At 36.4% G+C, this 23287-nt stretch carries 19 protein-coding genes; 14 read left to right on the forward strand and 5 right to left on the reverse strand.

Features of this window, described 5'->3' with window-relative positions; translation table 11 throughout:
- Positions 1–23: 23 nt before the first annotated feature.
- Entirely contained in the window at positions 24–596 is a 573-nt protein-coding gene (locus MM236_RS04095) for a hypothetical protein (RefSeq protein ID WP_241273655.1), read from the forward strand.
- Positions 597–609: 13 nt separating this feature from the next.
- On the opposite strand, the gene MM236_RS04100 is transcribed toward MM236_RS04095, so the two are convergent.
- The 5 genes from MM236_RS04100 to MM236_RS04120 form a co-directional block, all read right to left on the reverse strand.
- Positions 610–2139, reverse strand: coding sequence for a GH3 family acyl-acid amido synthetase (locus MM236_RS04100; protein ID WP_241273656.1), 1530 nt, complete (start codon positions 2137–2139; stop codon positions 610–612).
- A gap of 274 nt (positions 2140–2413) precedes the next feature.
- Positions 2414–4057, reverse strand: a complete 1644-nt coding sequence (locus tag MM236_RS04105) for a sodium/sugar symporter (RefSeq protein WP_241273657.1) — start codon at positions 4055–4057, stop codon at positions 2414–2416.
- Positions 4058–4271: 214 nt separating this feature from the next.
- Positions 4272–7106, reverse strand: a complete 2835-nt coding sequence (locus tag MM236_RS04110) for a S9 family peptidase (protein ID WP_241273658.1) — start codon at positions 7104–7106, stop codon at positions 4272–4274.
- A gap of 138 nt (positions 7107–7244) precedes the next feature.
- A complete protein-coding gene (locus tag MM236_RS04115; protein WP_241273659.1) occupies positions 7245–9173 on the reverse strand; it encodes a M14 family metallopeptidase in 1929 nt (642 codons plus the stop codon).
- A 117-nt stretch (positions 9174–9290) separates the two neighbouring features.
- Positions 9291–9785: a hypothetical protein gene (locus MM236_RS04120; RefSeq protein WP_241273660.1), complete on the reverse strand. Its 495-nt coding sequence runs from the start codon at positions 9783–9785 to the stop codon at positions 9291–9293.
- Between the two features lie 383 nt (positions 9786–10168).
- On the opposite strand from MM236_RS04120, the gene MM236_RS04125 reads away from it, so the two are divergent.
- The 13 genes from MM236_RS04125 to MM236_RS04185 all read left to right on the forward strand — a co-directional run bounded on the left by MM236_RS04125 (position 10169) and on the right by MM236_RS04185 (position 23178).
- Positions 10169–10648 carry an Lrp/AsnC ligand binding domain-containing protein gene (locus tag MM236_RS04125; RefSeq protein ID WP_241273661.1) on the forward strand — a complete coding sequence of 160 codons (480 nt, stop codon included), beginning with the start codon at positions 10169–10171 and terminating at the stop codon, positions 10646–10648.
- A gap of 256 nt (positions 10649–10904) precedes the next feature.
- Entirely contained in the window at positions 10905–12350 is a 1446-nt protein-coding gene (sufB, locus tag MM236_RS04130) for a Fe-S cluster assembly protein SufB (protein ID WP_241273662.1), read from the forward strand.
- A gap of 46 nt (positions 12351–12396) precedes the next feature.
- Positions 12397–13158: a Fe-S cluster assembly ATPase SufC gene (sufC, locus tag MM236_RS04135; RefSeq protein WP_241273663.1), complete on the forward strand. Its 762-nt coding sequence runs from the start codon at positions 12397–12399 to the stop codon at positions 13156–13158.
- Positions 13159–13188: 30 nt separating this feature from the next.
- Positions 13189–14466, forward strand: coding sequence for a Fe-S cluster assembly protein SufD (gene sufD, locus MM236_RS04140; protein WP_241273664.1), 1278 nt, complete (start codon positions 13189–13191; stop codon positions 14464–14466).
- An 8-nt stretch (positions 14467–14474) separates the two neighbouring features.
- The gene (locus MM236_RS04145; RefSeq protein ID WP_241273665.1) at positions 14475–15698 is read left to right on the forward strand and encodes a cysteine desulfurase; all 1224 of its coding nucleotides are present in this window, start codon (positions 14475–14477) and stop codon (positions 15696–15698) included.
- Entirely contained in the window at positions 15695–16123 is a 429-nt protein-coding gene (locus MM236_RS04150) for a SufE family protein (protein WP_241273666.1), read from the forward strand. Before MM236_RS04145 ends, MM236_RS04150 begins: the two co-directional genes overlap by 4 nt.
- A 4-nt stretch (positions 16124–16127) precedes the next feature.
- On the forward strand, positions 16128–16469 hold the full coding sequence (locus tag MM236_RS04155) for a DUF59 domain-containing protein (protein WP_241273667.1): 342 nt from the start codon (positions 16128–16130) through the stop codon (positions 16467–16469).
- Between the two features lie 19 nt (positions 16470–16488).
- Positions 16489–16908 (forward strand): BrxA/BrxB family bacilliredoxin, encoded by a 420-nt coding sequence (locus tag MM236_RS04160; protein ID WP_241273668.1) that lies wholly within the window; start codon positions 16489–16491, stop codon positions 16906–16908.
- A gap of 302 nt (positions 16909–17210) precedes the next feature.
- Positions 17211–18500 (forward strand): citrate synthase, encoded by a 1290-nt coding sequence (locus tag MM236_RS04165; protein WP_241273669.1) that lies wholly within the window; start codon positions 17211–17213, stop codon positions 18498–18500.
- 320 nt (positions 18501–18820) lie between these two features.
- Positions 18821–19081 carry an acyl-CoA-binding protein gene (locus tag MM236_RS04170; RefSeq protein WP_241273670.1) on the forward strand — a complete coding sequence of 87 codons (261 nt, stop codon included), beginning with the start codon at positions 18821–18823 and terminating at the stop codon, positions 19079–19081.
- Positions 19082–19345: 264 nt separating this feature from the next.
- The gene (locus MM236_RS04175) at positions 19346–20605 is read left to right on the forward strand and encodes an AAA family ATPase (RefSeq protein WP_241273671.1); all 1260 of its coding nucleotides are present in this window, start codon (positions 19346–19348) and stop codon (positions 20603–20605) included.
- Positions 20602–21105 carry a hypothetical protein gene (locus MM236_RS04180; RefSeq protein WP_241273672.1) on the forward strand — a complete coding sequence of 168 codons (504 nt, stop codon included), beginning with the start codon at positions 20602–20604 and terminating at the stop codon, positions 21103–21105. The genes MM236_RS04175 and MM236_RS04180 overlap by 4 nt, the downstream gene beginning before the upstream one ends.
- 297 nt (positions 21106–21402) lie before the next feature.
- Positions 21403–23178 (forward strand): DEAD/DEAH box helicase, encoded by a 1776-nt coding sequence (locus tag MM236_RS04185; RefSeq protein ID WP_241273673.1) that lies wholly within the window; start codon positions 21403–21405, stop codon positions 23176–23178.
- Positions 23179–23287 lie beyond the last annotated feature (109 nt).

The following is a 23287-nucleotide window of genomic DNA, read 5'->3' on the forward strand; positions in this document are numbered from 1 at the left end:
CTCAAAAATTCGTATAATTAATCATGCAATTAACAGATACCAAATACATCCAAAACAGTATTCCGAGTGAACTGAAAGTTGTCATTATTAATGCACTTGATTTTTATCCAGACCTTGCTGACGTGACGATAGAGTTTAAACTGAGCGAAAATATCAGGAAATCAGTCATGCAAGCGCAACCCAAATTCAGCACAATGTTTGGGTCAAGAAATAAGAGAACCTACATAATCAAAATCAGCAGGTTCTTTTCGTTGAAAGGAAAAGTTACCCCAATTCACATGCTCCCAAAAAACGTCCTTATCGGTTGGATAGGTCACGAACTGGGGCACATTATGGATTATTTGAACAGAAGTAATTGGTCTATGATCCTGTTTGGCATAGGCTATCTCACTTCCAAAAGCTTCATCATTTCCGCAGAAAGAGTTGCAGACACATATGCAGTAGATCATGGGCTTGGCGACTACATCTTAGCCACCAAGGATTTTATACTTTATCAAGCTGGGATGCCTGAAAAGTATATTCAAAAGATCAATAAACTATATCTACCACCAGAAGAGATTATGTATTTGATGGAGAACAAATCACTCAAAGATTAAATCAAAACACCGATTAAAATTTAGTTTTCGCAACGTATTCTTCCCACTCCCTAAAATCTTTTTCTTTCATAACTCTAGGAATTTTAACCTGACCACCTTTTTGCTTGGTTTCCTCAGTCCATTTTCTAAACATCTCATCAGATACAATCTTTACCTCTACACTCTTCAGTGCTTTTCCTCTTGCTACCTTGTAGTTTTTGTTGTTTTCTTGCAAAATAGCATCTAATCTACTCGAAAAATCTTTTTCTTTACCCTTCGTCTCACCTCCTATCCCAAGATACCATCTGTGTAGGTAATCACCTTCTTCCAAAATTGCAGCTACTGTGAACTCTTTTATTTGGCAATCAAATTCATCACTCAATTGCTCCATAGCTTTATTCATTTGAATTACAGAAAGTTGCGAACCAACAACATTTAGAAAATGCTTGGTCCTTCCAGTTATTTTAATTTCGCCTTTTCCCTTATCCGTAAAAGCTATGGTATCTCCTATCATGTATCTCCAAGCTCCAGATACAGTGCTTATTAACAAAACATAGTCTACCCCTTCTTCTACGTCTTCTATTCTGACAGATTTCGCTTCTTGATTCACACTCCCATCTTCAGCCATGTTCTCAGGCACAAATGGTACAAATTCAAAATAAATCCCATTGTCGGTAATCAAGGCCATAGAATCAGTTTCTTTTCTGAGCTGTGTAGCAACATAACCTTCAGAAGCCAAGTATGTATCGATTACAACAATTTCCCTACCACACAGTTTTTCAAATGATTTCCTATATGGCTCAAATGCTACTCCACCAGAAGTATAAACCTGAAAATTCGGCCATACATCATGGATTGTTTCAGCATTGTTGTATTCGATTACTTTTTTGATCATCAACTCTATCCAGGAAGGTATGCCAGAGATCGCTCCTATATCCCAATTTGTAGATTCCTTTGCCAGTTCTTCAACTCTCTGATCCCAGTCGTCAATAGCGGAAATTTCCTTTCCAGGTCGATAAAATCCTTCAAACCAAAATGGAATCTGACTTGCACTAATCCCACTAATCTCTCCTTCAAAATGTCCATTGACCTCTTTAAGGTTTGTACTACTGCCAAACATCAAAATTTCTTTCTCGAAAAATTCGGCAGGCAAATCAAAATCAGCTATCCCTTTGATCTGTTGCATACCAGCTCTTCTTATTGACTGAAGCATATCATCCGTCACAGGAATGTGTTTTTTGGTACTTGTGGTACCACTTGAGACTGCAAAAAATTTAACTTTTCCTGGCCAAGTTACGTCCTCACCTCCATCTATTACTTTCTGCCACCATTCTTCTCGAAGTTGATCGTAATCAAAATAAGGAACTTCCTTAGCAAATTCTTCTCTTATATTTTCTGACTTAAGTATCTTTTCAAATTGATAATACTTACCAAAAGATGTGTTTTTTGCTTTGGACAACAATGATTCCAACGCTTTTTCCTGAGCTTCTTTAGGGTCTGAATTTGTAAAAATCTTGTCTACGGCTTCAACAGATCTTTTTATAATTTCTCCAATGATTGGCATACTGAATAAATGTTTTATATGAATAAACCCAGCAATAAATATTATTGCTAAGATTCAAAAGTTTGTATAGTTGGTAATTAACTAGATTTGAATTAAAACAACTTTCAAGCCATGAAAATAAAAATCCTCAAAGCTTTCAGAAAATCTGAAAATTTTGAGGATTTAAAACTGAATAAAATAATAGAACTCTAATCTAGAATTTTAACGATTGTGTATGGATTAATTTTATAGCTAATACTATCACTACCGCAAATTCAAATACATTCTAATATTTTTACCAGAAAACGATGTATAAGGCTGTTGTTATCAATACAATAATAAATGCACCAATTTTGAATCCAAAGGTTGTTTTGAAAATGTCACCACTCACATCAATACTGTTTGGATGGTCTTTTCCTTTCCCTTCTACCAAGCTGATCAAGATCATCAAGCCTGCCAAGATGAGGAATACCAACCCCATTCTGTCCAAAAATGGTAAGGAAGGCCAAAACTCTTTCAAGACTACCGAAAGCGGAATACTAAGCGCTGCACCAGTCAGGGCTGCATTTGAAGTGGTTTTTTTCCAAAATACACCAAAGAAGAATATAGCAAAAACCCCTGGACTTACGAAGCCTGTATATTCTTGAATAAACTGAAATGCTTGATCCAATTCTCCTAGGGCAGGTGCTACAATCGCTGCTATGACAAATGCCACTACAGCAGTAATTCTTCCCACTTTTACTTGCTTTGCTTCTGAAGCATTTTGACCAAAATACTTTTTGTAAATATCCATTGTAAAAATAGTCGAAGTACTATTTGCCATTGAAGCCAGTGAAGAAATAATAGCTGCCGTCAATGCTGCAAAAGCCAAGCCTTTCAAACCTGTTGGGAGTAATTGTAGCAAAGTAGGATATGCTCTATCAGATTTGATAATTCCTGTCACTGGGTCTTTCATCGACTCGATAAAACCCGTATCTATACCATTATTCACAATGACCAAAGCCGCAATCCCTGGAATAACGACGATCAAAGGCATCAACAATTTCAAGAAACCTGCAAAGATCATCCCTTTCTGGGCTTCATCTAAACTTTTGGCAGCAAGTGCTCTCTGGGTGATATATTGGTTGAATCCCCAATAACTCAAATTAGTGATCCACATACCACCAACCAAAACACTGATTCCAGGCAAATCCATATAAGCATCCCTAGTACCTCCTTTGCCATCTGGGATCATCATTTCCCCTTTTGAAAGTATCATGGAAAAATGTCCTGGAACCTCTTGTCTCAATAGACTCAATCCTTCCCATGCACTTCCACTACCTACCATCGTCAAAGCTATATAGGTGGTCGCCAAACCACCTGCAATCAAAAAGAAAACCTGAACCACATCAGTCCAAGCTACTGCCTTCAAGCCACCATAAATTGAATAAATCATTGCGAAAAGCGCCAATCCGATGATCCCATATGTCAAGGGAACATTCATGATCGTGTTCAAACTCAAGGCACCCAAATATAACACTGAGGTTAAATTCACAAATACGTACAAGGCCAACCAAAAAACAGCCATTGTAGTCCTTACTCGAGTATCGTATCTGTCCAAAAGAAATCCAGGCATGGTATAGATGCCTTTTTTGATGTAGACTGGCAAAAAGAAAATCGCTACTACTATAAGCGTGATTGCCGCCATCCATTCGTATGTCGAAATCGCCAATCCAAGTGCAAACCCGGAACCTGACATTCCTATAAACTGCTCTGCGGAAATATTGGATGCAATAAGAGAAGCTCCAACAGCCCACCATGGTAAAGCTTTGGAAGCAAGAAAATAATCCTGCGAATTTTTAACATGGCCCTTTTTCTCCCGAGAGACAAAAAGACCCATTCCGATAATTAGGCAACAATAGCCAATGAATACAATGAGATCTAAAGGTTCTAATAACATAGGTTGAAATTGATTATATGGGGTTTAATTTTGGTTTGCGAATTTCAAATATAGGTTTTTCAAATTAGTATTTTATGTAAATTCAATAAATGTATGAGGTCGTTCTATTTTTATGATAGAATAGATTACTTTTTCATCAAAACATCACTTTATTTTATGCAAAAACACCCCTTCAAATATTTTATGAAGGGGTGCTTTCTAATAGAAAAATCAATTAATTATCACCTAACTCATACTTTAAAGTCCTACCCTTTTCTATTGCAGGTAAACCTTCCGTCATCCACAATGGCGCAGGAGCACCTTTGAGGTAATGATCAAAAAATTGCGACAATCTTACCGAGAGATCTTTTCTGTTTTTTCTTTGGACAAGGTTATGATCTTCATCATTGTATTGCAACAACCAAGCTGGCTGATTCAATCTTTTCAAAGCCATAAACATCTCAATTCCTTGATACCATGGAACTGCTCCATCTGCATCATTGTGCATGATCAAAACTGGTGTCTGAACTCTATCCATATAGAACAAAGGAGAGTTTTCTAAATAATACAGAGGTTTTTCCCATAATGTACCACCTATCCTACTTTGAGTTTGTTCATATTGGAACATCCTACTCATACCAGTTCCCCATCGAATACCACCATAAGCTGAAGTCATGTTCACTACTGGAGCCCCTGCTCCTGCAGCTTTGAACATATTGGTTCTCGTGATCAAATGCGCCACTTGATAGCCACCCCAGCTTTGGCCTTGAATAGCCATATTATCTGCATCAACAAAACCTTTTGCAACGATCGATTGAACACCTGGAATTATACAATTGTATGCACTAGGTCCAGGAAGACCCAAATCATATTTAATATCCGGAACAAACACCAAATATTCATTACTTACAAAATAAGGTATATTAATAGTTGATGCACTTGGTGCTGGCGCTCTGTAACTATGCAAGCCATCAGAATTCCTTTCGTAGAAATAAACCATCATTGGATATTTCTTTTTAGGGTCAAAATTTTCTGGCTTAAACAACAACCCCTGCAACGGTACTCCATCATTGGCAAAGTACTCGACCAATTCAACAGTCCCCCAGTTCACATCATTTTGCTGAGGGTTTGCCTGAGAAAGCTTTGTCAACTGTGACATCGACATATCGGTAGCGTAAACATCAGCATAATCTTGATAAGTTGATCTTCTCACAGTTACTTTGTCCGATTCTGTTGCTTTGTTTAAGCCCATATATCTATGGTCAGAAAAAACAATAGAAGACGGAGCTTTTGTACCATTGATATCTCCTGTATAAAATCCGTTTTTCTTATTATATTCATGAAAAGCAGTCAACACAAAAGGCAAAGCTGGATCAATCCCTTCTTTCTCTTCCTCTTCGAGTTTTTGTCTTCTAAATTCAATAGTTTGCTTTCTTCCTTCTCCCAATGTGATATTTTTGGGAGCTTCTTTTCCAGTAGGGTCTATTTTCCAAATATCATATTTGTCATAAACCAAGAAAGCTTTGTCATCTTTCATCCAACCTGCAGCACCATAGCTTCCTGGCAAAGAAGGTGAGTCATGTTGTTCATTATAAAAATTGACTTCCATGGATTTAGTCAAATTCTTGATTGATTTTGATGCTATATCATATGCTACCCATGCACTATCACTATTGTCATACCAATACACATATTTTCCGTTAGGAGAAAGCTGAGCATATCCTGATAGTGCTTTCTGAATCAGAGTTTTAGTACCATTTTCAAGATTTACCAAATAAGTATCTCTGCCAATTTGCGTATTCCAGCTGTATTCTCTTCTGTAAGGCGAATCATCAGTGGCAATACCTATTTTATGCTTTGTCTTGGTGTCGTAACTGATACTATTGATTTGTTGATCACCTATCTGAATGATTTTCTTATCCTTGATACTATAAGCTGCCAAATAGCTTTTATTTTCCTCTCTCCCTTTATTTTTCAACTGCATAGGCTGGATTTCGGCATCTTGCCAACCCCATATATCCAATTTGACACGCTCATCATCAAGAATCGTGGTATCATCTTCATATGCAAAGGTTGCATAATCAGAAATTGTCCCAAAATAAACCTGACTGTCATCAGCTGAAAAATTAATTCTTCCTGATTTACTAATCATTCCATTTTCTAGTATCCCAGATGAATTTTTTTCTGCTATTTTTTGATTATTTGCTTTTGCTATATCATATAGATACAAGTCATAATAGGGCTTTTTGGTTTTCAAAGAATCCTCAGTCGTCAAATAAGCCAATAGCTTACCAGAATCCGAAAATTGAGTCGATAAATATTCTGTTTTTCCAACATCTATAATTTGGGAAACTCCTGTTTTCAAATCCAAAAGAAAAATTCCTTCATTCTTCAAAGTATCCTCTGTGGCTTTCACATAATATAAGTGTGAACCATTTTCAGAGAAGCCATATGACTTTACCCTATCATATTCATAAACTGATTTTCCATCAAATGATCTAACCAAAAGTTTGGTGCCATCCGTTTTCTTTGGTTTTTCGGGAGCTTCCACTTTTGTAGTGTCACCTTCTTCCCTTTTGGCAGGTTTTATTGGCAAGGCTTTCTCAAACAAAACAGCCAACCAGTTTGCGTCTTTTTTTGGAGTCGCAAAAGATTTGACTCTAGATAGCTTTTCTATATCACCTGTCGCCAACTGAATGACAAAAAGTGAATCTTTTGGCATATCTTCTCCTTTGGTCTTTTTTAACTTTAGTACTTTCAAAGAATCCTTCTCTGCCACGATTCTTCCTACACCGAAATTATTATCATTTGAAAAGGAAAACCTACCTCCTCTTGGGATGACAAATCTTTTTCCAGTATTGTTATGTCCAACGATTTCCAATCGGCCATCTCCATCTTGAGGATTGACCTCAAAACTAACCCATTCTCCATTGGATGAAATTTTGTCAGAAGAAACAGATTCCCATCCATCATAATCTGCGTGAGTTAAAGATCTTTTTTGCTGTGCACTGGCATTTATCACAACAAATAAAAGAGCTAAACCTAATAGCTTTTTAATTTTTAAATCCATGTTTCAATTTATTTGAGGACAAGTAAATAAAGTTCCTATTGAATTGCCTTAAGTTTTATATCAATGGAAAATAGTGAGTATAAGAACTATCTATTAAGACTTTTCATTCTAATGATATTCCAAAAGAGAAGATTCTAATTATTTTCCAATTGTGATTTCCCTTTCCAAGTATCCACCACGGGTAGATAGCAGTTTCAATTTAGCTTTTACTGGTTCTTTTTGATTTAACTTTACTCTAAAGCTTTCTTTTTTCACTTCTCTTACATCAGTGTAGCCCGAGTAAATAGTTTTATCAAACAACTCCGGCTGGGTGATTTGCACTTTCGCATTTTCAAAACCTTTTAACAGTTCTTTGTCAAATTCAAGGATCAATCTATCTTCCTGTACAATTTTCACTCTTTTTGCCTGCTCCAAAGCCACCGGAAGACCTCCAGAATTTGTCCATTCTATAGATATTTCATATTCATCTGAAGCTATTGCCACCACCTCTACTTCTATAATCTCTACTTGTGGCAATAGCTTCGCCATAGCCAGGTTAAACAATGACTGCTTTTTGATCCACCTTTCCAATTGCCAAGGCGGGCCGTTTTGGGAAAAGAATTTTGGATGGAAACCTCCGATCTCAACTTCTCCTAACTGAGGATGCTCAAACTTTTCCCATTTTCTGAATCCATTGGAACTATTTTCCTCGTCATCCCACATCAGAGCATCATAATCGTCGTACACGCCATCACCATCATAATCTTTCATAGCGCCATTGTTCCACAACTCATCGCCATACCACATCGCTCCGTAATAGAAATATCCGAAATCAGGCCCATGCCCAAACAATGGACTCGGTTTCAAAGGGTCTCCAGTAAGTCTATTTGTCTTATATCTTGTACTGTAAGTTTCATACACATCACCTGCCCATGGATAACCTGTGATATCGATTCCCATCTGATCAAATTTCTTATACAACTCCAAATCTGAAGGAAACATACTTTCCTCACTTGAAGATGTTGATGGCGGTCTAAGATGCATTGGGACCCTTGTATCCAATGAGTTGACCACTGAGATATTTGGGTGAGACAATAGCCAAAGAACAGTAGATCGCGTTTCTATTTCGCTCAAAGGATACTCACCTGCTCCCCACTGGGTATAGCCTCTACCGGTCATATCCCCTCCAGAATCAGGACGCCAGTTTTCCGGATAATTTCTATGCAAATCCAACCCCCCAATCCCATCTTCATTGAACTTACCGTCCCCATCATTATCAATACCTTCCGTATACATCAACCACTCACCTTGGCCTTCAAATACTCTCTTCATCAGCCTTCCACTTGGATCTCTTGGATCAAGGGTATAATTTGCTTTCTCCTTTTCCTCCTCTGTCACAGCTTTTTTTCGCATGTTATGGATAATCCCATCTCCATTGAGATCTTCTTCTGGATCTTCATCCATTAAGCCGTCTTTGTCTACATCATATGGCCGAACAGTACTCCTATTCCTCTGTTCTGTGTACAGATACATGGTAGATCCATCTGGATTATTCTGAGGCCTTACATAGATTGTTTTTGTGTCAATCAAAGCTGTAATCTCAGGATCCTTCCCATAGTTTTCCAACAAATGCTTGGTCAACCAAAGTACCGCTTCACTACTAGTAACTTCTCCGCCATGCCTCCCTCCTTCAAAATATGCAGCAGGCTTATCCGTATGTTTTCCAGTATTTTTATTGGTGATAGTCATTTGGATAATCGGTCTTCCTTCAAAAGAAGTAGCTACCTCATACAACTCTGTGATATCGGGATATTGCTCTGCCCACTTCAAATACCAGTGATACATGACTTTTGGAGTATGGTAAATATCAAATTCTAATGTCTCTTCAGGTTCATACTGAACTTCTACGAATTGATGTTTCTTGAAAAATGATTGCCCGTGTCTTTCTCCTGAGACTACATAGTTTTTCATTTTGTCATCATCTTCTGGCCAGACTTTCGCTGATTTTAGAAGTTTATCAGCGGATTGGGCGATTGACATGCTGATGCATAATGAAAGAAAAAATGAAATAAGTATAATGTGCTTCATATTGCGGATAGATTTGTTTGAGTTAAAGTTAAGTGCCTATCCAATTCATTCCTAACCACTCAAAAAAAATCCCTACCAAATATTTGGTAGGGAATGGCAATTAAACACTTTTCTCAATTATTTTCTGATAGTCAACTCGAAATCTGTAGCATCATATCTTGAATACCCTGGAACAGGCAGACATTTAGGTAACTTGCGTAACACATGCGCCATTCGCTCTTCCAGACCTTTGTCTACTTCCGTTAAAAATTTATATCCAATTAATTTGCCCTTATTATCAATGTTCAAAATCACTTTTACTTCTTCAAGACTGGCACTAATTTTTGTTCTGAAAATAAAAGGAGTGTAACTTTCAACCATTTCTAATGTAAAAGCCGGCCAAACCCAAGCTGACCCAAAATCTACCGAATAGCTGTCTTCACCATTCTCTAGAATCCGCTCCAAAGAAACTACCAAATCATTATCATTCTTATACAAAATAAGATTTCCTTTTTTCAAGATAATCTTTCCCTTTTCAGAAGCATCTATTTCTGCTGAATCAAAGGCATATACTGAACATATAGCACTGGAAAAGAAAACAAACAGAAATAATATGGATTTAGTGACCTTCATGTAAAATATATTAACATCAACAATCAAAAATACAGAATAAATATTTTCAAACCTATATTAATGCATTTTAAATTTTTCATTAAAAATAAAAAAGTCTTGCCAATAGCAAGACCCTTTTCAGAATATAAACCCAAATATAACTTTAGAGATTAAAAGTTTTTATTAATTAAAATACTGAATTACAAAGACAATCTTTGATTATTCAATTTTTTATTTGATACGATTTGATAATTACCAAATAATATTCACTCTTAATTCTTAGATGCCAAAATAAATGTATTTTCTCCAATTTTACAAATTGAAAAATTTATTTTGCATTTTTTTAAGTATTTCATAATTTGACGACTGATTTATTAACATACCTCTAATTTAACCTCAAAATAATGGACAAAATTTTAGATATTGACAATGTGGATTTGAAGATCATTTCACTTTTAAATGATGACGCAAAAACTCCATACACTGAAATAGCAAAAAAAGTCTTCGTTTCTTCTGGTACTGTGCATGTGAGAATGCGTAAGCTCGAAGACATGGGGATCGTGAAAAGCGCAACCTTAAACATAGATTTTTCAAAATTGGGATATGACATCTCTGCATTCCTTGGAATTTATTTGGAAAAAAGCTCTCTATATGACACGGTGATTGAAAATTTAAAACAGATTTCAGAAGTTATCAACGCTTATTATACAACTGGAAATTATAGCATTTTCGCAAAAATAATTTGTAAAGACACAAATCATCTCAGGACAGTTTTAGATAACATCCAAAAAGTAGAAGGTATTGATAGAACAGAAACCTTGATCGTATTGGAAGAAAGTATAAACAGGCCAATTCAATTTTTCGATAAGACTGGAAAAATCTAAATTAAAGTAAAAATAAATTAGATTAAATCTAAATAAAATAAATTTGTTAAATTTCTAAGATTTTTTATAATTTATCAATCAAGGCTAGGTTATCTAAACCTAGCCTTTTTATATTTTCAATCAATTCTTTTTCAATACGTTACCATTCATAATATCTATCAAATATAGATTTTATGAATCTGTTTGAACAATATATTTTAGATAAATGTTGTATCTTCGCATCACAAACTATAATTAGTCTAAATAACTCACACACATGAGCAAAGACAATCAAATTTTAGAAGAGCTTACTTCAAAGGATTACGAACATGGATGGTCAGTCGATATGGAAGTCGATGAAGCTGCCACAGGATTAAATGAAAATATCATTAGGTGGATTTCTGCCAAAAAAGAAGAACCACAATGGTTGCTTGACTGGAGGCTGAAGGCATTCAAAACTTGGCTTGATATGAAAGAGCCAGAATGGGCCAATGTCACATATCCTAAAATAGACCTTCAGGGTCTGAAGTATTACTCTGCACCAAAAAAATCTAACAAACCAAAAAGTTTGGATGAAATAGATCCTGAACTTTTGCAGATATATGAAAGATTGGGAATTTCACTCAATGAACAAAAGAAATTGCAGGGAATTGCAGTGGATGCTGTATTGGATTCGGTTTCTGTTGGTACGACTTTCAAAGACACTTTATCCAAAATGGGAATTGTTTTTTGTTCTTTCAGCGAAGCTGTAAAAGAACATCCGGAATTGGTGAAAAAGTATTTGGGATCGGTAGTCCCAATGACTGATAATTATTATGCTGCATTGAATTCAGCAGTATTTTCTGATGGATCATTCTGTTACATTCCGGCAGGTGTTAGGTGCCCAATGGAACTTTCCACCTATTTCAGAATCAATGCTGCCAATACCGGCCAATTTGAAAGAACGCTGATCGTAGCAGAAGAAGGGTCTTATGTTTCTTATTTGGAAGGCTGTACTGCTCCCCAAAGAGACGAAAACCAACTTCACGCTGCAGTTGTGGAGATTTACGCAGCCAAAAACTCAGAAGTCAAATACTCTACTGTTCAAAACTGGTTCCCTGGTGACAAAAATGGCAAAGGTGGAATTTACAACTTTGTGACGAAAAGAGGTATTTGTGCCGGCGATTTTTCAAAAATTTCTTGGACTCAAGTAGAAACAGGTTCGGCTGTGACATGGAAATATCCTTCTTGTATTTTGAAAGGTGATAATTCTATTGGGGAATTTTACTCAGTAGCTGTCACCAACAATTATCAACAAGCTGATACGGGTACCAAAATGATTCACATTGGTAAAAACACCAAATCTAGGATTGTATCAAAAGGAATCTCTGCCGGCAAATCTCAAAATTCCTACAGAGGACAAGTTCAAGTTATGAAGAGAGCTACCAATGCGAGAAATTTCTCTCAGTGTGACTCTTTGCTAATGGGTGATAGATGTGGTGCGCATACCTTCCCTTACATTGATATTCAAAATTCTTCAGCTAAAGTTGAACATGAAGCGACTACATCGAAAATCGGTGAAGATCAGCTATTCTATTGCAATCAAAGAGGTATAGCCACTGAAGATGCTGTAGCCTTGATTGTCAATGGATATGCAAAAGAAGTTTTGAATCAACTACCTATGGAATTTGCAGTAGAAGCACAAAAACTACTTGCTCTTACTCTAGAAGGATCTGTAGGATAAGCTTTAGGATAGATAGAATTGAATTAGAAAAATTGAAGATTACGAAATGTTAACGATAAAGAATTTACATGCCTCAATAGAAGGCACTCCAATATTAAAAGGTATCAACCTTGAAGTTAAGCCAGGAGAAGTCCATGCGATAATGGGGCCTAATGGTTCAGGGAAATCTACTTTGGCCTCTGTATTGGCAGGAAGAGAAGAATATGAAGTCACAGAAGGCGAAGTTTCTTTCAAAGGAAAAAACCTTTTGGAACTTTCTCCTGAGGACAGAGCTAGAGAAGGTGTGTTTTTGGCTTTTCAATATCCTGTGGAAATCCCCGGTGTGAGCTCTACCAATTTCTTGAGGACAGCTGTCAACCAAGTACGAGAATACCGAGGACTAGAAGCACTTGATGCTGTGAAATTCCTTTCTATCATGAAAGAGAAAATGAAACTTGTAGAGATCGATCAAAAACTTTTGAGCAGATCTTTGAATGAGGGGTTTTCTGGTGGAGAAAAGAAAAGAAACGAGATTTTTCAAATGGCCATGCTTGAGCCAACCCTATCCATTTTGGATGAAACTGACTCAGGATTAGATATTGATGCATTGAGAATTGTATCAAATGGTGTAAACCAATTGAAGTCTTCTGAAAATGCTACAATCGTAGTCACTCACTATCAAAGGTTGCTAGATTATATCGTACCGGATTTTGTCCATGTTCTATACAATGGAAAAATTGTAAAATCAGGCACAAAAGAACTTGCCTTGGAATTGGAAGAAAAAGGATACGACTGGATCAAAGAAGAAGCTGACGCTGCTTCTGTTTAATTCCACTCATTTCTTAAAGAATCCCATACAATGACTACTATTATTAAAAATAAAGCTACAGACCTGTTTCTGGAAAACAATCCCAATTTCTCGACTTTTGAAAACTTGAGAAAGAATGGATTGGAATTTTTGGAAGCGAAAGGACTTCCCCACTTAAAAGAGGAAGAGTATAAGTTTACTCAAATCAGTAAAAAAATTGAGCAAAATATCTCTTCGTTCAAAGGTGCAAAAAGATCTGAACTTACTTCAGAAAATTTAAAATCAAATTTATTTGAAGGTTTTGAAGGTGATGTTGTTGTATTCAACAATGGTCATTTTGATGCAGAATTGTCATCTATTTCTGCCCAAAACTACTCTTTTTCAAAGTTGTCAGAAACACAACCTGACTTGTTGGGTCAAATCGCCAAAAATGAAAAAGATCCTTTTACAGCTCTCAATAGTTTGGCATTCGAAGATGGAATCCATATTTCTGTAGAAAAAGGAAAAAAAGTAGAAAAACCTATTTTCCTGATTCATTTCAACAAAGCAAATGAAGGGCAAATAATTAATTCAAGAATCTTGATTGAAATTGCTGAAAATGCAGAGGTGACATTTATTGAAAACACTGTTTCTTTGGACGAAGAAGTTTATTTCTCCAATGCAGTCGTAGAAATCAAGGTCAATCAAAATGCCCATGGCTATTATTACAGATTGCAGAACGAAAACAGAAAAGCAATTGGTGCAAACAACTTCGCAACAGACATCCACAGAGATGCGACTTTCACTTCTGTTGCTACCCAGCTTCAAGGTGATATGCTGAGAAACAATCTCACATTGAACTTACTTGACAGTGGTTGCGAAGGAAATATGTATGGTCTCTATTTGTTGAATGGCAAAACACATGTTGACAATCATACCAATGTAGATCACACCAAGCCACATTGTGATTCCAATGAACTTTACAAAGGTGTCCTTGCGGATTCATCCCGAGGAGTATTCAATGGGAAAATATTTGTGAGACAAGATGCTCAGAAGACAAATGCATTTCAGCAAAACAACAATATTCTAATGTCTGAAGATGCCATCGTCAACACAAAACCACAGTTGGAAATTTGGGCTGATGATGTCAAATGTTCACATGGCTGTACTACAGGGCAGTTGGAAGATGAGGCGTTGTTTTATCTTCAAGCTAGAGGAATTGGTAAAGAACATGCAAAAGGCTTGTTGCTTTATGCATTCGCAGGTGAAGTTTTCGAGCATATCGCATATGAACCTTTCAAAGAATATTGCATCCAATTAGTACAAGAAAGATTGGGAAGCAATTTTTAAAATCACTTATGCCATTAAATATTGATCATATAAGAGGACTTTTCCCAGTACTTCATCAAGAAGTAAATGGAAAACCTTTGATTTATTTTGACAATGCAGCGACTACCCAAAAACCTTTGGCAGTCATAGAGTCATTGTCAGATTATTATAAAAAAGACAATTCCAACATCCATAGAGGAGCGCATACTTTAGCTGATAGGGCGACGAGATATTATGAAACCACACGAGGATTGATCAAAACTTTCATCAATTCAAAAGAGGAAGCTGAGATCATTTTCACCAAAGGCACTACTGAAGGAATCAATTTGGTAGCAGCTACATTTGGAAGGAAATTCATCAAGGAAGGTGACGAAATCATCATTTCTACCCTCGAACACCACTCAAATATAGTCCCATGGCAAATACTGTGTGAAGAAAAGGGTGCAATCTTAAAGATAATTCCTATCAATGAGGCTGGAGAATTGGATATGGAAGCTTATGATGGGCTTTTGTCTCCAAGAACAAAGCTTGTGAGTGTAGTCCATGTTTCCAATGCTCTGGGCACAATCAATCCGGTTGAGGAAATCATTTCGAAAGCGCATAAAGTTGGAGCAAAAGTTTTGCTGGATGGAGCCCAATCGACTAGTCATCTTGAGGTAGATGTTCAGGCCTTAGATTGCGATTTCCTTGTTTTCTCAGCACACAAACTCTATGGCCCTACAGGCTTGGGAGTTCTATATGGCAAAAGAGAAATACTTGACGCAATGCCACCTTATCAAGGTGGTGGAGAAATGATCAAGGAAGTAACATTTGAAAAAACAACTTTCAACGAACTACCTTTCAAATTCGAAGCTGGCACACCAAATATTGGGGATGTGATTGCATTTGGGAGGGCTTTGGAGTTTATCAATGATCTTGGCAAAAAAGAAATCAAAGCACACGAAGACGACCTCCTCTCCTACGCTACAGAACATTTACAGGCTATCAAAGGATTTGTACCAGTGGGGACGGCCAAAGACAAAGTCAGTGTAATTTCTTTTAACATCAACGGCATGCATCCCTTTGATGTCGGAATGATGCTTGATGCAAATGGGATAGCTGTCAGAACTGGTCATCATTGCACGCAGCCTTTGATGCAAAGATTTGGGATTGAAGGAACTGTTAGGGCTTCATTCTCTGTTTACAATACCAAATCAGAAATTGAGACGCTTGTGGCTTCTGTTTCAAAAATTGCAAAAATCAAGAACAAATGACCATCCAAGATACACAGAACGAAATCATAGAAGAGTTTAGCATACTTGGTGATGACAGGGAATCCACCATTTTCTACATTATGGAATTGGGTGATAAATTACCTGAAATGCCCGAAGCAGATAAAACAGACGAGCATATCATCAAAGGTTGTCAATCAAAAGTGTGGCTTACTGCTTTCGAAAAGGAAAACAAAGTACACTATTTGGCAGACTCAAATACAGACATTACAAAGGGTTTGATCAGTCTTTTGATTCGTGTCTTGTCTGGAAAGACTCCACAAGAGATTATCAATGCAGAATTGAATTTTATTGATAAAATCGGAATGGGAAATATCATCGGTTCGCAAAGATCAAATGGTCTTGCAGCGATGATCAAGCAAATGAAATTATACGCTATAGCTTATCAAGCTAAAATTAACGCATAAAAATATGTCTGATACCAACAACAATATGGTAGAGATTCCTTCTCAGGAGTTGAAAGAAAAAGTTATCACAGCCATCAAGCAGGTCTATGATCCAGAGATTCCAGTGGACGTTTACGAACTAGGATTAATCTATGAAATCAGCATCTATCCAGTCAACAATGTATTTGTGTTGATGACGCTTACTTCTCCAAATTGTCCATCTGCGGAATTTATTCCAAGTGAGATCAAAGACAAAATACAACAGATTCAAGGCATCAACCATGTGGAATTGGAGTTGACATTTGACCCTCCTTATTCTCAAGACATGATGTCTGATGCTGCAAAGCTTGAATTAGGTTTTCTTTAAAAATTTAAATAAAAAATATATGTATCCAGAGGATTTAATTGCACCGATGCGTGCAGAATTAACTGACGTTGGTTTTCAGGAATTCAGAACCGACGAAGATGTGGTCAGTCACCTTAAAGATCACAAAGGAACTACTTTTGTGGTAGTAAATTCAGTTTGTGGTTGTGCAGCAGGTGCTGCGAGACCAGGTGTAAGGTATGCTTTGGACAAAAGCTCTGCCAAACCTACTTCATTGGCTACAGTGTTTGCAGGAAATGATGTATCTGCAGTATCAAAGTTCAGAGAGATAGTATTGCCTTATCCTCCATCTTCTCCAGCTATGGCTCTTTTCAAGGATGGTGAATTGGTACATTTTATCGAAAGACACCATATTGAAGGCAGGAATGCTCAAATGATCGGTGATCATTTAGTTGAAGTATTTGAGCACTTCTGTAAATAATATTTGCCCTTCGGGGCATTTTTTTTTGCTAAAAAAATATAGCAAATTTACCAATTGAAAACAGTATATTATTTCGAAACCGATAGCTATTGTTTTTATCTTGAGTTACAAAACTGTTTATTTGCAGGAAATATTCAAAAAAAGACGCATTGTTCAGTATTTATTTAATCGCAAAGTTATTACGCATAAATGACCGCTAATATGAATAATCATGTAAATAACACTCGTTTTTACTAACTTAAGGCACTCAAATGAGTTAATACTTAAATAGAAATCAATAAACTAATAAATATAATCAACCTATGTCCGAAACAGCTAAGTTATCATATGGAGGAAAAGAGTACGAACTTCCAGTAATTGAAGGTACAGAAAACGAAAAGGCTATTGATATTGCAAAATTGAGAGGCCAAACTGGTCTTATTACAATAGACCCAGGATTCAAAAACACAGGATCCACGTCAAGTGCAATCACTTATTTGGATGGTGAAAATGGTATTCTTAAATATAGAGGATATGGAATCGAAGAGCTTGCAGAGAAATCATCATTTTTGGAAGTTGCCTATTTACTGATTTACGGTGACCTTCCAAGTCAAAAAGAGTACGAAAAATTTACAAGAGAAATTACTACACATACCTTGGTGCACGAGGATATCAAGAAGATTCTTGATGGTTTTCCTTCTCGCTCCCATCCTATGGGTGTATTGTCTTCTTTGATTTGCTCTTTGACTGCTTTTTATCCAGAATCTCTAGATCCTACAAGGAATGAAGAAGCTGTCAATCTAAGCATCATCAGATTGTTGGCAAAAATCCCAACTTTTGCTGCTTGGGCATTCAAAAACAAAGTGGGACATCCAGTAAATTATCCAGACAATAGCCTAGATTATTGTTCTAACTTCCTGAAGATGATGTTTGCACTTCCTGCCGAAGGATATGACGCTGACCCAGTAGTTGCAAAAGCTTTGGATCAATTGTTAATCCTTCATGCGGATCATGAACAAAACTGTTCTACCTCTACTGTAAGAATGGTAGGTTCATCACAAGCAAGTATCTACGCTTCAATTTCCGCAGGTATCAATGCTCTTTGGGGACCACTTCATGGTGGTGCAAACCAAGCTGTGATTGAAATGCTAGAAGAGATCAAAGCTGATGGTGGTGATACCAAAAAATTCATCGACAAGGCTAAAGATAAAAACGATCCATTCAGATTGATGGGCTTTGGCCATAGAGTTTACAAAAACTTCGATCCACGTGCCAAAATCATCAAAAAAGCTGCTGATGACGTCCTTGCCAAATTAGGTGTGAACGATCCAATCTTAGACATTGCCAAAGAACTAGAAGAAGCTGCTTTGAGTGACCAATACTTCATCGATAGAAATCTATATCCAAACGTAGACTTCTATTCTGGAATTATTTACAGAGCATTGGGAATACCTACAGATATGTTTACAGTGATGTTTGCTATCGGAAGACTGCCAGGCTGGATCGCACAATGGAAAGAAATGAGAGAAAACAACGAGCCAATCGGAAGACCTCGTCAGGTATATACAGGAGCAACTGAAAGAGAGTACGTTTCTATGAACAAAAGAGGTTAATAAACCCTTTTTTATCATTAAAAAGAGTCCCAAGGCAACTAATTGTTTTGGGACTCTTTTTATTCCAATGTCTGTGTCTTAACAGGCCTTTTTGATCACAAGCTCTTTTCCTAACTGACCTTCATTTACCACCGCTTACAAAAGTTAATTGTCTTACCCCGCCTATGCCTTGTGGAGTCACAAGCCATGATAGGAAAAGCTATCCTTTCTGTTAACTGTTGTCTTTAAATAATTGATGTTTTTTTCTTTTATCTTTCAATTTTAAAATACCACTAACTTCTTTATATTTGGAAACTCACATCCAATCAATGAGTTTACCTATGAACGCAAATACACTAGAAGAAGCAGTAGCATTGACAAAAAAATTCACAAGCAAACCTACCAATGAAGAATTGCTGAAAATATATGCTTTATACAAGCAAGCTACCATTGGAGACAACAAAGAAGAGAGGCCTGGAGGTTTTGACTTCGTAGCAGCGGCTAAATACAATGCATGGATGAAGGAATCAGGCAAAGAAAAAGCAGAAGCTTCAGAAGAATATATTTCTTATGTAAATGGGCTTTCTTCAAAATATATGTAGTAGCGAAATCTTCACTTCTATACTTTTTTGAAAAGTAAATAGTCCTTCTTAGGATGAAGCAATTAAAGATATTAAAGCTTCCCTCTCTCTTTCAACATGATATTTGTACAAATGCACTTTAGACTTAAAGTAGCTTCAAACTAGGAATACATCCGAAAACCCAACAAATCAAAATCCCACCTGATATTATTTGATACATTTAAAGGTTTTTAGAATCATAAACGAAATCAAAGTTGTAAATTTGTAATACTTACATTCAATACAATGAGCAGAATTAAAATTAAGAATTTTGGACCAATAAAAGAAGGTTGTAAAACTAATGATGGTTGGGTTGATATAAAAAAAGTCACTGCATTTATCGGCAATCAAGGATCAGGGAAAAGTACGGTTGCTAAATTAATTTCTACTTTTACATGGATTGAAAAAGCTCTCGTAAGAGGTGATTACGATAAAAAACACTTTATAAAAACTTTCACTAAAAAAAACCAATCGAAAAACCAATATTTAAACTATCATCGGCTTGAAAATTACTTTGTAGTTAATGAAGCTGATAAAACTGAGATTGAATACGAAGGAGACGCATTTTCAATTATTTATAAAAATGATTCTCTGGTAATTAGTGAAATTCAAAACAAAGAGTATCCGCTACCGCAAATCATGTATGTCCCTGCGGAAAGAAACTTCATTACCTATGTAAAAACCCCAAAGGAGCTAAAACTTTCATCGGAATCGTTAAAGGAGTTTTTGACTGAGTTTGACAATGCTAAAAATGAAATAAAAGGATTTGAAAACCTTCCAATAAATAATGTGGGGGTTGAATATGACAAACTAAATGATTCTCTAAATTTAAAAGGAGAAGGATATAAAGTAAAACTTACTGAAGCTTCAAGTGGTTTCCAATCACTAGTACCATTGTATTTAGTTTCAGATTATTTATCCAATTCTGTAAAAAGGCAAAGCGAGGCAACCCAGCAAACTATGAGCAGTGAAGAAATGCAACGTTTTAAAAAAGGTGTTGAAGATATTTGGAGTAACGATAGCTTGACAGATGAACAGAAAAGAGGCGCTTTGTCTGTTCTTTCATCAAAATTCAACAAAACAGCATTTATAAACATAGTTGAAGAACCTGAACAGAACCTTTTCCCAACTTCACAATGGCAAATGTTACAAAGCTTATTGAAATGCAATTCGATGAACTTAGGAAATAAACTAATTATAACTACACACAGTCCATACATAATAAACTATTTAAGTATTGTAATTCAAGGAGAATATTTGGAAAGTAAAATTAAAAAATCGTCAAAAAAAAGCACCATGCTATCTAAATTGTATCATCTAATCCCAAGGGATTCAATGGTTTATTCTGGCGACATAGCTATCTATCAATTAGATGAAAAAGATGGCAGTATTAAAAAATTGGAAACCATTTATGGGATCCCATCAGACAAAAACTTCCTTAACGAAACATTAGCTGAAAGTAATTTGATTTTTGATTCCTTACTTGAAATTGAGCAAGAGTTATGAGTGTGAATTTTTTTGATACAGACTGTAAAGAAGTTTCAAGAACAGACGAGCAGTTCGGAATATGTGATGATCAAAACGGATCAAGTGCATACACGGACATTTCCGACAGTAAAAAATGGATTGCTGTAGTAAAAAATGATAATGAAATTGAGATTTCATTCACTGCTATAGATAATTGTATCAATATCTTCAAAGAAGGTACTAACGACAAAGAAAGTTCTTGTGATGGGATGCTGACATTTGTTCAAAGTATCTATCTTGTAGAATTGAAAGAAAAAGGGAAGGGTGGCTGGATTTCTGATGCAAAAGGGCAATTAGAAAATACAATAAAACTAATTTCAAAACATCATGACTTATCTAGTTTTCGCTACAAAAAAGCATTTGCCTGTAATAGAAAACATCCAAGCTTTACTGTAATTGACACAGCAGAAAGGAAGTCATTTTTTGAACGAACAAATGGTTTTAGAATTGATGTTCAAGCTGAAATTCTCGTTAAGTAAGATGAAAAAATTTAAACTCCCTTTTAGACTTTAGACCTTCTGAAAAGTATATTAACAAATTAAGTTAGGAATTGAAAAACCTCAACTGGTGATTATCAGAAGATTTCTCACAATTTTATCTTTTTCCTTAAAGAATATTCTAAAATCTTTAGAGTTCCTATTGCAATTCCAATTAATTAATCTACCTTTGCAACCGAATTAAAATTATAACATTTTTCTAACCGTGGGTTTCCTTACTGTCGCTTACTTTGGGATGCTTCTAGGAAATCATGGTTCAGAAGAGTAAGGAAACATTTCATGGAACAAGAATTAACATTCTCAGACCTTGGGATTTCAGCAGAAATCCTAAAGGCAGTAGAGGATATGGGTTACACCCAACCATCTACTATTCAATCACAATCTATACCTCTTTTGCTTGATGGCAGAGATGTCATCGGACAAGCTCAAACCGGAACGGGTAAGACTGCGTCTTTTGGTATCCCGATCATCGATCAAGTAGATCCAACGATCAACAAGCCACAAGCTTTGATCCTTTGTCCTACAAGAGAGCTTGCAGTACAAGTAGAAGGCGAGATCGTCAAACTATCTAAATACAAAAGAGGAATCAGCAGCACATGTATCTATGGCGGTGAGTCTATTGACAGACAAATCAAAAGCCTTAAGAGAGGTGTTCAGATTGTAGTAGGAACCCCTGGTCGTATAATGGACCACATGCAAAGAAGAACTCTTAACCTAAGTCAAGTTAGTATCATCGTATTGGATGAAGCTGATGAGATGTTGGATATGGGTTTCAGAGATGATATCGAGACGATTTTGAGCTCAATGCCAGAAGAAAGACAAACTGTATTCTTCTCAGCAACGATGCCTAAGCCAATTCTTGACTTGACTAGAAAATACCAAACCAATCCTGAGATTGTAAAAGTATTGAGAAAAGAATTGACTGTAGAAAATATCTCTCAAGCTTATTATGAAGTAAGACCAAGCTTAAGAATCGAATTGATGGCCAGATTAATGGACATTAACCAATTCAAACTAAGTGTGGTATTCTGTAATACAAAAAGAGCTACAGATGAAGTAACAGAAGCGTTGATTTCGAAAGGAATAATGGCAGAAGCACTTCATGGTGACCTTTCACAAGCACAAAGAACCAAAGTAATGAATAAGTTCAGAAAAGGAACTTGCTCAGTATTGGTAGCTACAGATGTAGCCGCTAGAGGTATAGATGTGGATGATGTTGAAGCCGTATTCAATTATGATTTGCCACTTGACGAAGAAAACTACGTTCACAGAATCGGTAGAACAGGTAGAGCTGGTAAATCAGGTATGGCTTTGAGTTTTGTAACTGGAAGAAAAGATACTTATAGATTGAGAGATCTTGAGAAATTTATCAAGACTACAATCCATAAAATGGATCCCCCTTCTGTAACTGACTTAGTGGAGTTGAAAAAAGCTTCATTGGTGAAGGATGTAAATGCTTCTGTCAACAAAGTAGAGGACAATCAACTTTTCGAAGAAACTATCGGAATGATGCTTGCTGAAGGTTTGACAATAGAGCAAGTTGCACTTGGTCTAATCAAAATGCAGATGGGTGAAACTGTCAAGGAAATGGAAGATCAAAACTTCGGACTAGATTTAGGTGGAGGAAGAGATAGAGACCGTGGTGACAGAGGTTCTAGAAGAGGTGAAAGAGACTTTGGAGGAAGAGGAAGAAGCGAAAGAGGAGACAGATTCTCTGGCAGAGACCGTTCTGAAAGAGGTGGTGATAGATTTGATCGTTCTGAAAGAGCACCAAGAAGAGAAAGAACTTCTTCAAGAGAAAAAGGTGTAAGAGAACCAGGAATGGCACGTCTTTTCATCAACGTTGGAGCAAAAGACAGAATCCGTCCAAATGATATCGTTGGAGCTATCGCTGGTGAAACTGGCGTACCAGGAAAAAGCATTGGTGGAATCGATATTTTTGACAACTTCTCTTTTGTAGATGTACCTCAGAAAGATGCAGATCACGTGATCAGCGTTATGAGAGACAATACGATCAAAGGTAAGATTGTAAACATTGAGATTTCTAAAGGTTAATCAATAACCTAAAGGCAATATAAGCGTACCCTTTCAAAAGGGTGCGCTTTTTTCATTTTTAAGCAATGCCTATTTGAGTAGAATTAAGTATTTAAAATATTTCTATTAA

Source organism: Belliella calami (assembly GCF_022549695.1).
GTDB lineage: Bacteria > Bacteroidota > Bacteroidia > Cytophagales > Cyclobacteriaceae > Belliella > Belliella calami.

What these genes read in the sequence shown, in the direction of transcription:
- MM236_RS04155 (WP_241273667.1), top strand. Translation starts at nt 16,128, where the DNA reads ATGTCTGATACCAACAACAATATGGTAGAGATTCCTTCTCAGGAGTTG.
- MM236_RS04125 (WP_241273661.1), top strand. Translation starts at nt 10,169, where the DNA reads ATGGACAAAATTTTAGATATTGACAATGTGGATTTGAAGATCATTTCA.
- MM236_RS04095 (WP_241273655.1), top strand. Translation starts at nt 24, where the DNA reads ATGCAATTAACAGATACCAAATACATCCAAAACAGTATTCCGAGTGAA.
- MM236_RS04115 (WP_241273659.1), bottom strand. Translation starts at nt 9,173, where the DNA reads ATGAAGCACATTATACTTATTTCATTTTTTCTTTCATTATGCATCAGC.
- sufB (WP_241273662.1), top strand. Translation starts at nt 10,905, where the DNA reads ATGAGCAAAGACAATCAAATTTTAGAAGAGCTTACTTCAAAGGATTAC.
- MM236_RS04120 (WP_241273660.1), bottom strand. Translation starts at nt 9,785, where the DNA reads ATGAAGGTCACTAAATCCATATTATTTCTGTTTGTTTTCTTTTCCAGT.
- MM236_RS04110 (WP_241273658.1), bottom strand. Translation starts at nt 7,106, where the DNA reads ATGGATTTAAAAATTAAAAAGCTATTAGGTTTAGCTCTTTTATTTGTT.
- MM236_RS04170 (WP_241273670.1), top strand. Translation starts at nt 18,821, where the DNA reads ATGAACGCAAATACACTAGAAGAAGCAGTAGCATTGACAAAAAAATTC.
- MM236_RS04100 (WP_241273656.1), bottom strand. Translation starts at nt 2,139, where the DNA reads ATGCCAATCATTGGAGAAATTATAAAAAGATCTGTTGAAGCCGTAGAC.
- MM236_RS04105 (WP_241273657.1), bottom strand. Translation starts at nt 4,057, where the DNA reads ATGTTATTAGAACCTTTAGATCTCATTGTATTCATTGGCTATTGTTGC.
- MM236_RS04160 (WP_241273668.1), top strand. Translation starts at nt 16,489, where the DNA reads ATGTATCCAGAGGATTTAATTGCACCGATGCGTGCAGAATTAACTGAC.
- MM236_RS04165 (WP_241273669.1), top strand. Translation starts at nt 17,211, where the DNA reads ATGTCCGAAACAGCTAAGTTATCATATGGAGGAAAAGAGTACGAACTT.
- MM236_RS04145 (WP_241273665.1), top strand. Translation starts at nt 14,475, where the DNA reads ATGCCATTAAATATTGATCATATAAGAGGACTTTTCCCAGTACTTCAT.
- sufD (WP_241273664.1), top strand. Translation starts at nt 13,189, where the DNA reads ATGACTACTATTATTAAAAATAAAGCTACAGACCTGTTTCTGGAAAAC.
- MM236_RS04185 (WP_241273673.1), top strand. Translation starts at nt 21,403, where the DNA reads ATGGAACAAGAATTAACATTCTCAGACCTTGGGATTTCAGCAGAAATC.
- sufC (WP_241273663.1), top strand. Translation starts at nt 12,397, where the DNA reads ATGTTAACGATAAAGAATTTACATGCCTCAATAGAAGGCACTCCAATA.
- MM236_RS04150 (WP_241273666.1), top strand. Translation starts at nt 15,695, where the DNA reads ATGACCATCCAAGATACACAGAACGAAATCATAGAAGAGTTTAGCATA.
- MM236_RS04175 (WP_241273671.1), top strand. Translation starts at nt 19,346, where the DNA reads ATGAGCAGAATTAAAATTAAGAATTTTGGACCAATAAAAGAAGGTTGT.
- MM236_RS04180 (WP_241273672.1), top strand. Translation starts at nt 20,602, where the DNA reads ATGAGTGTGAATTTTTTTGATACAGACTGTAAAGAAGTTTCAAGAACA.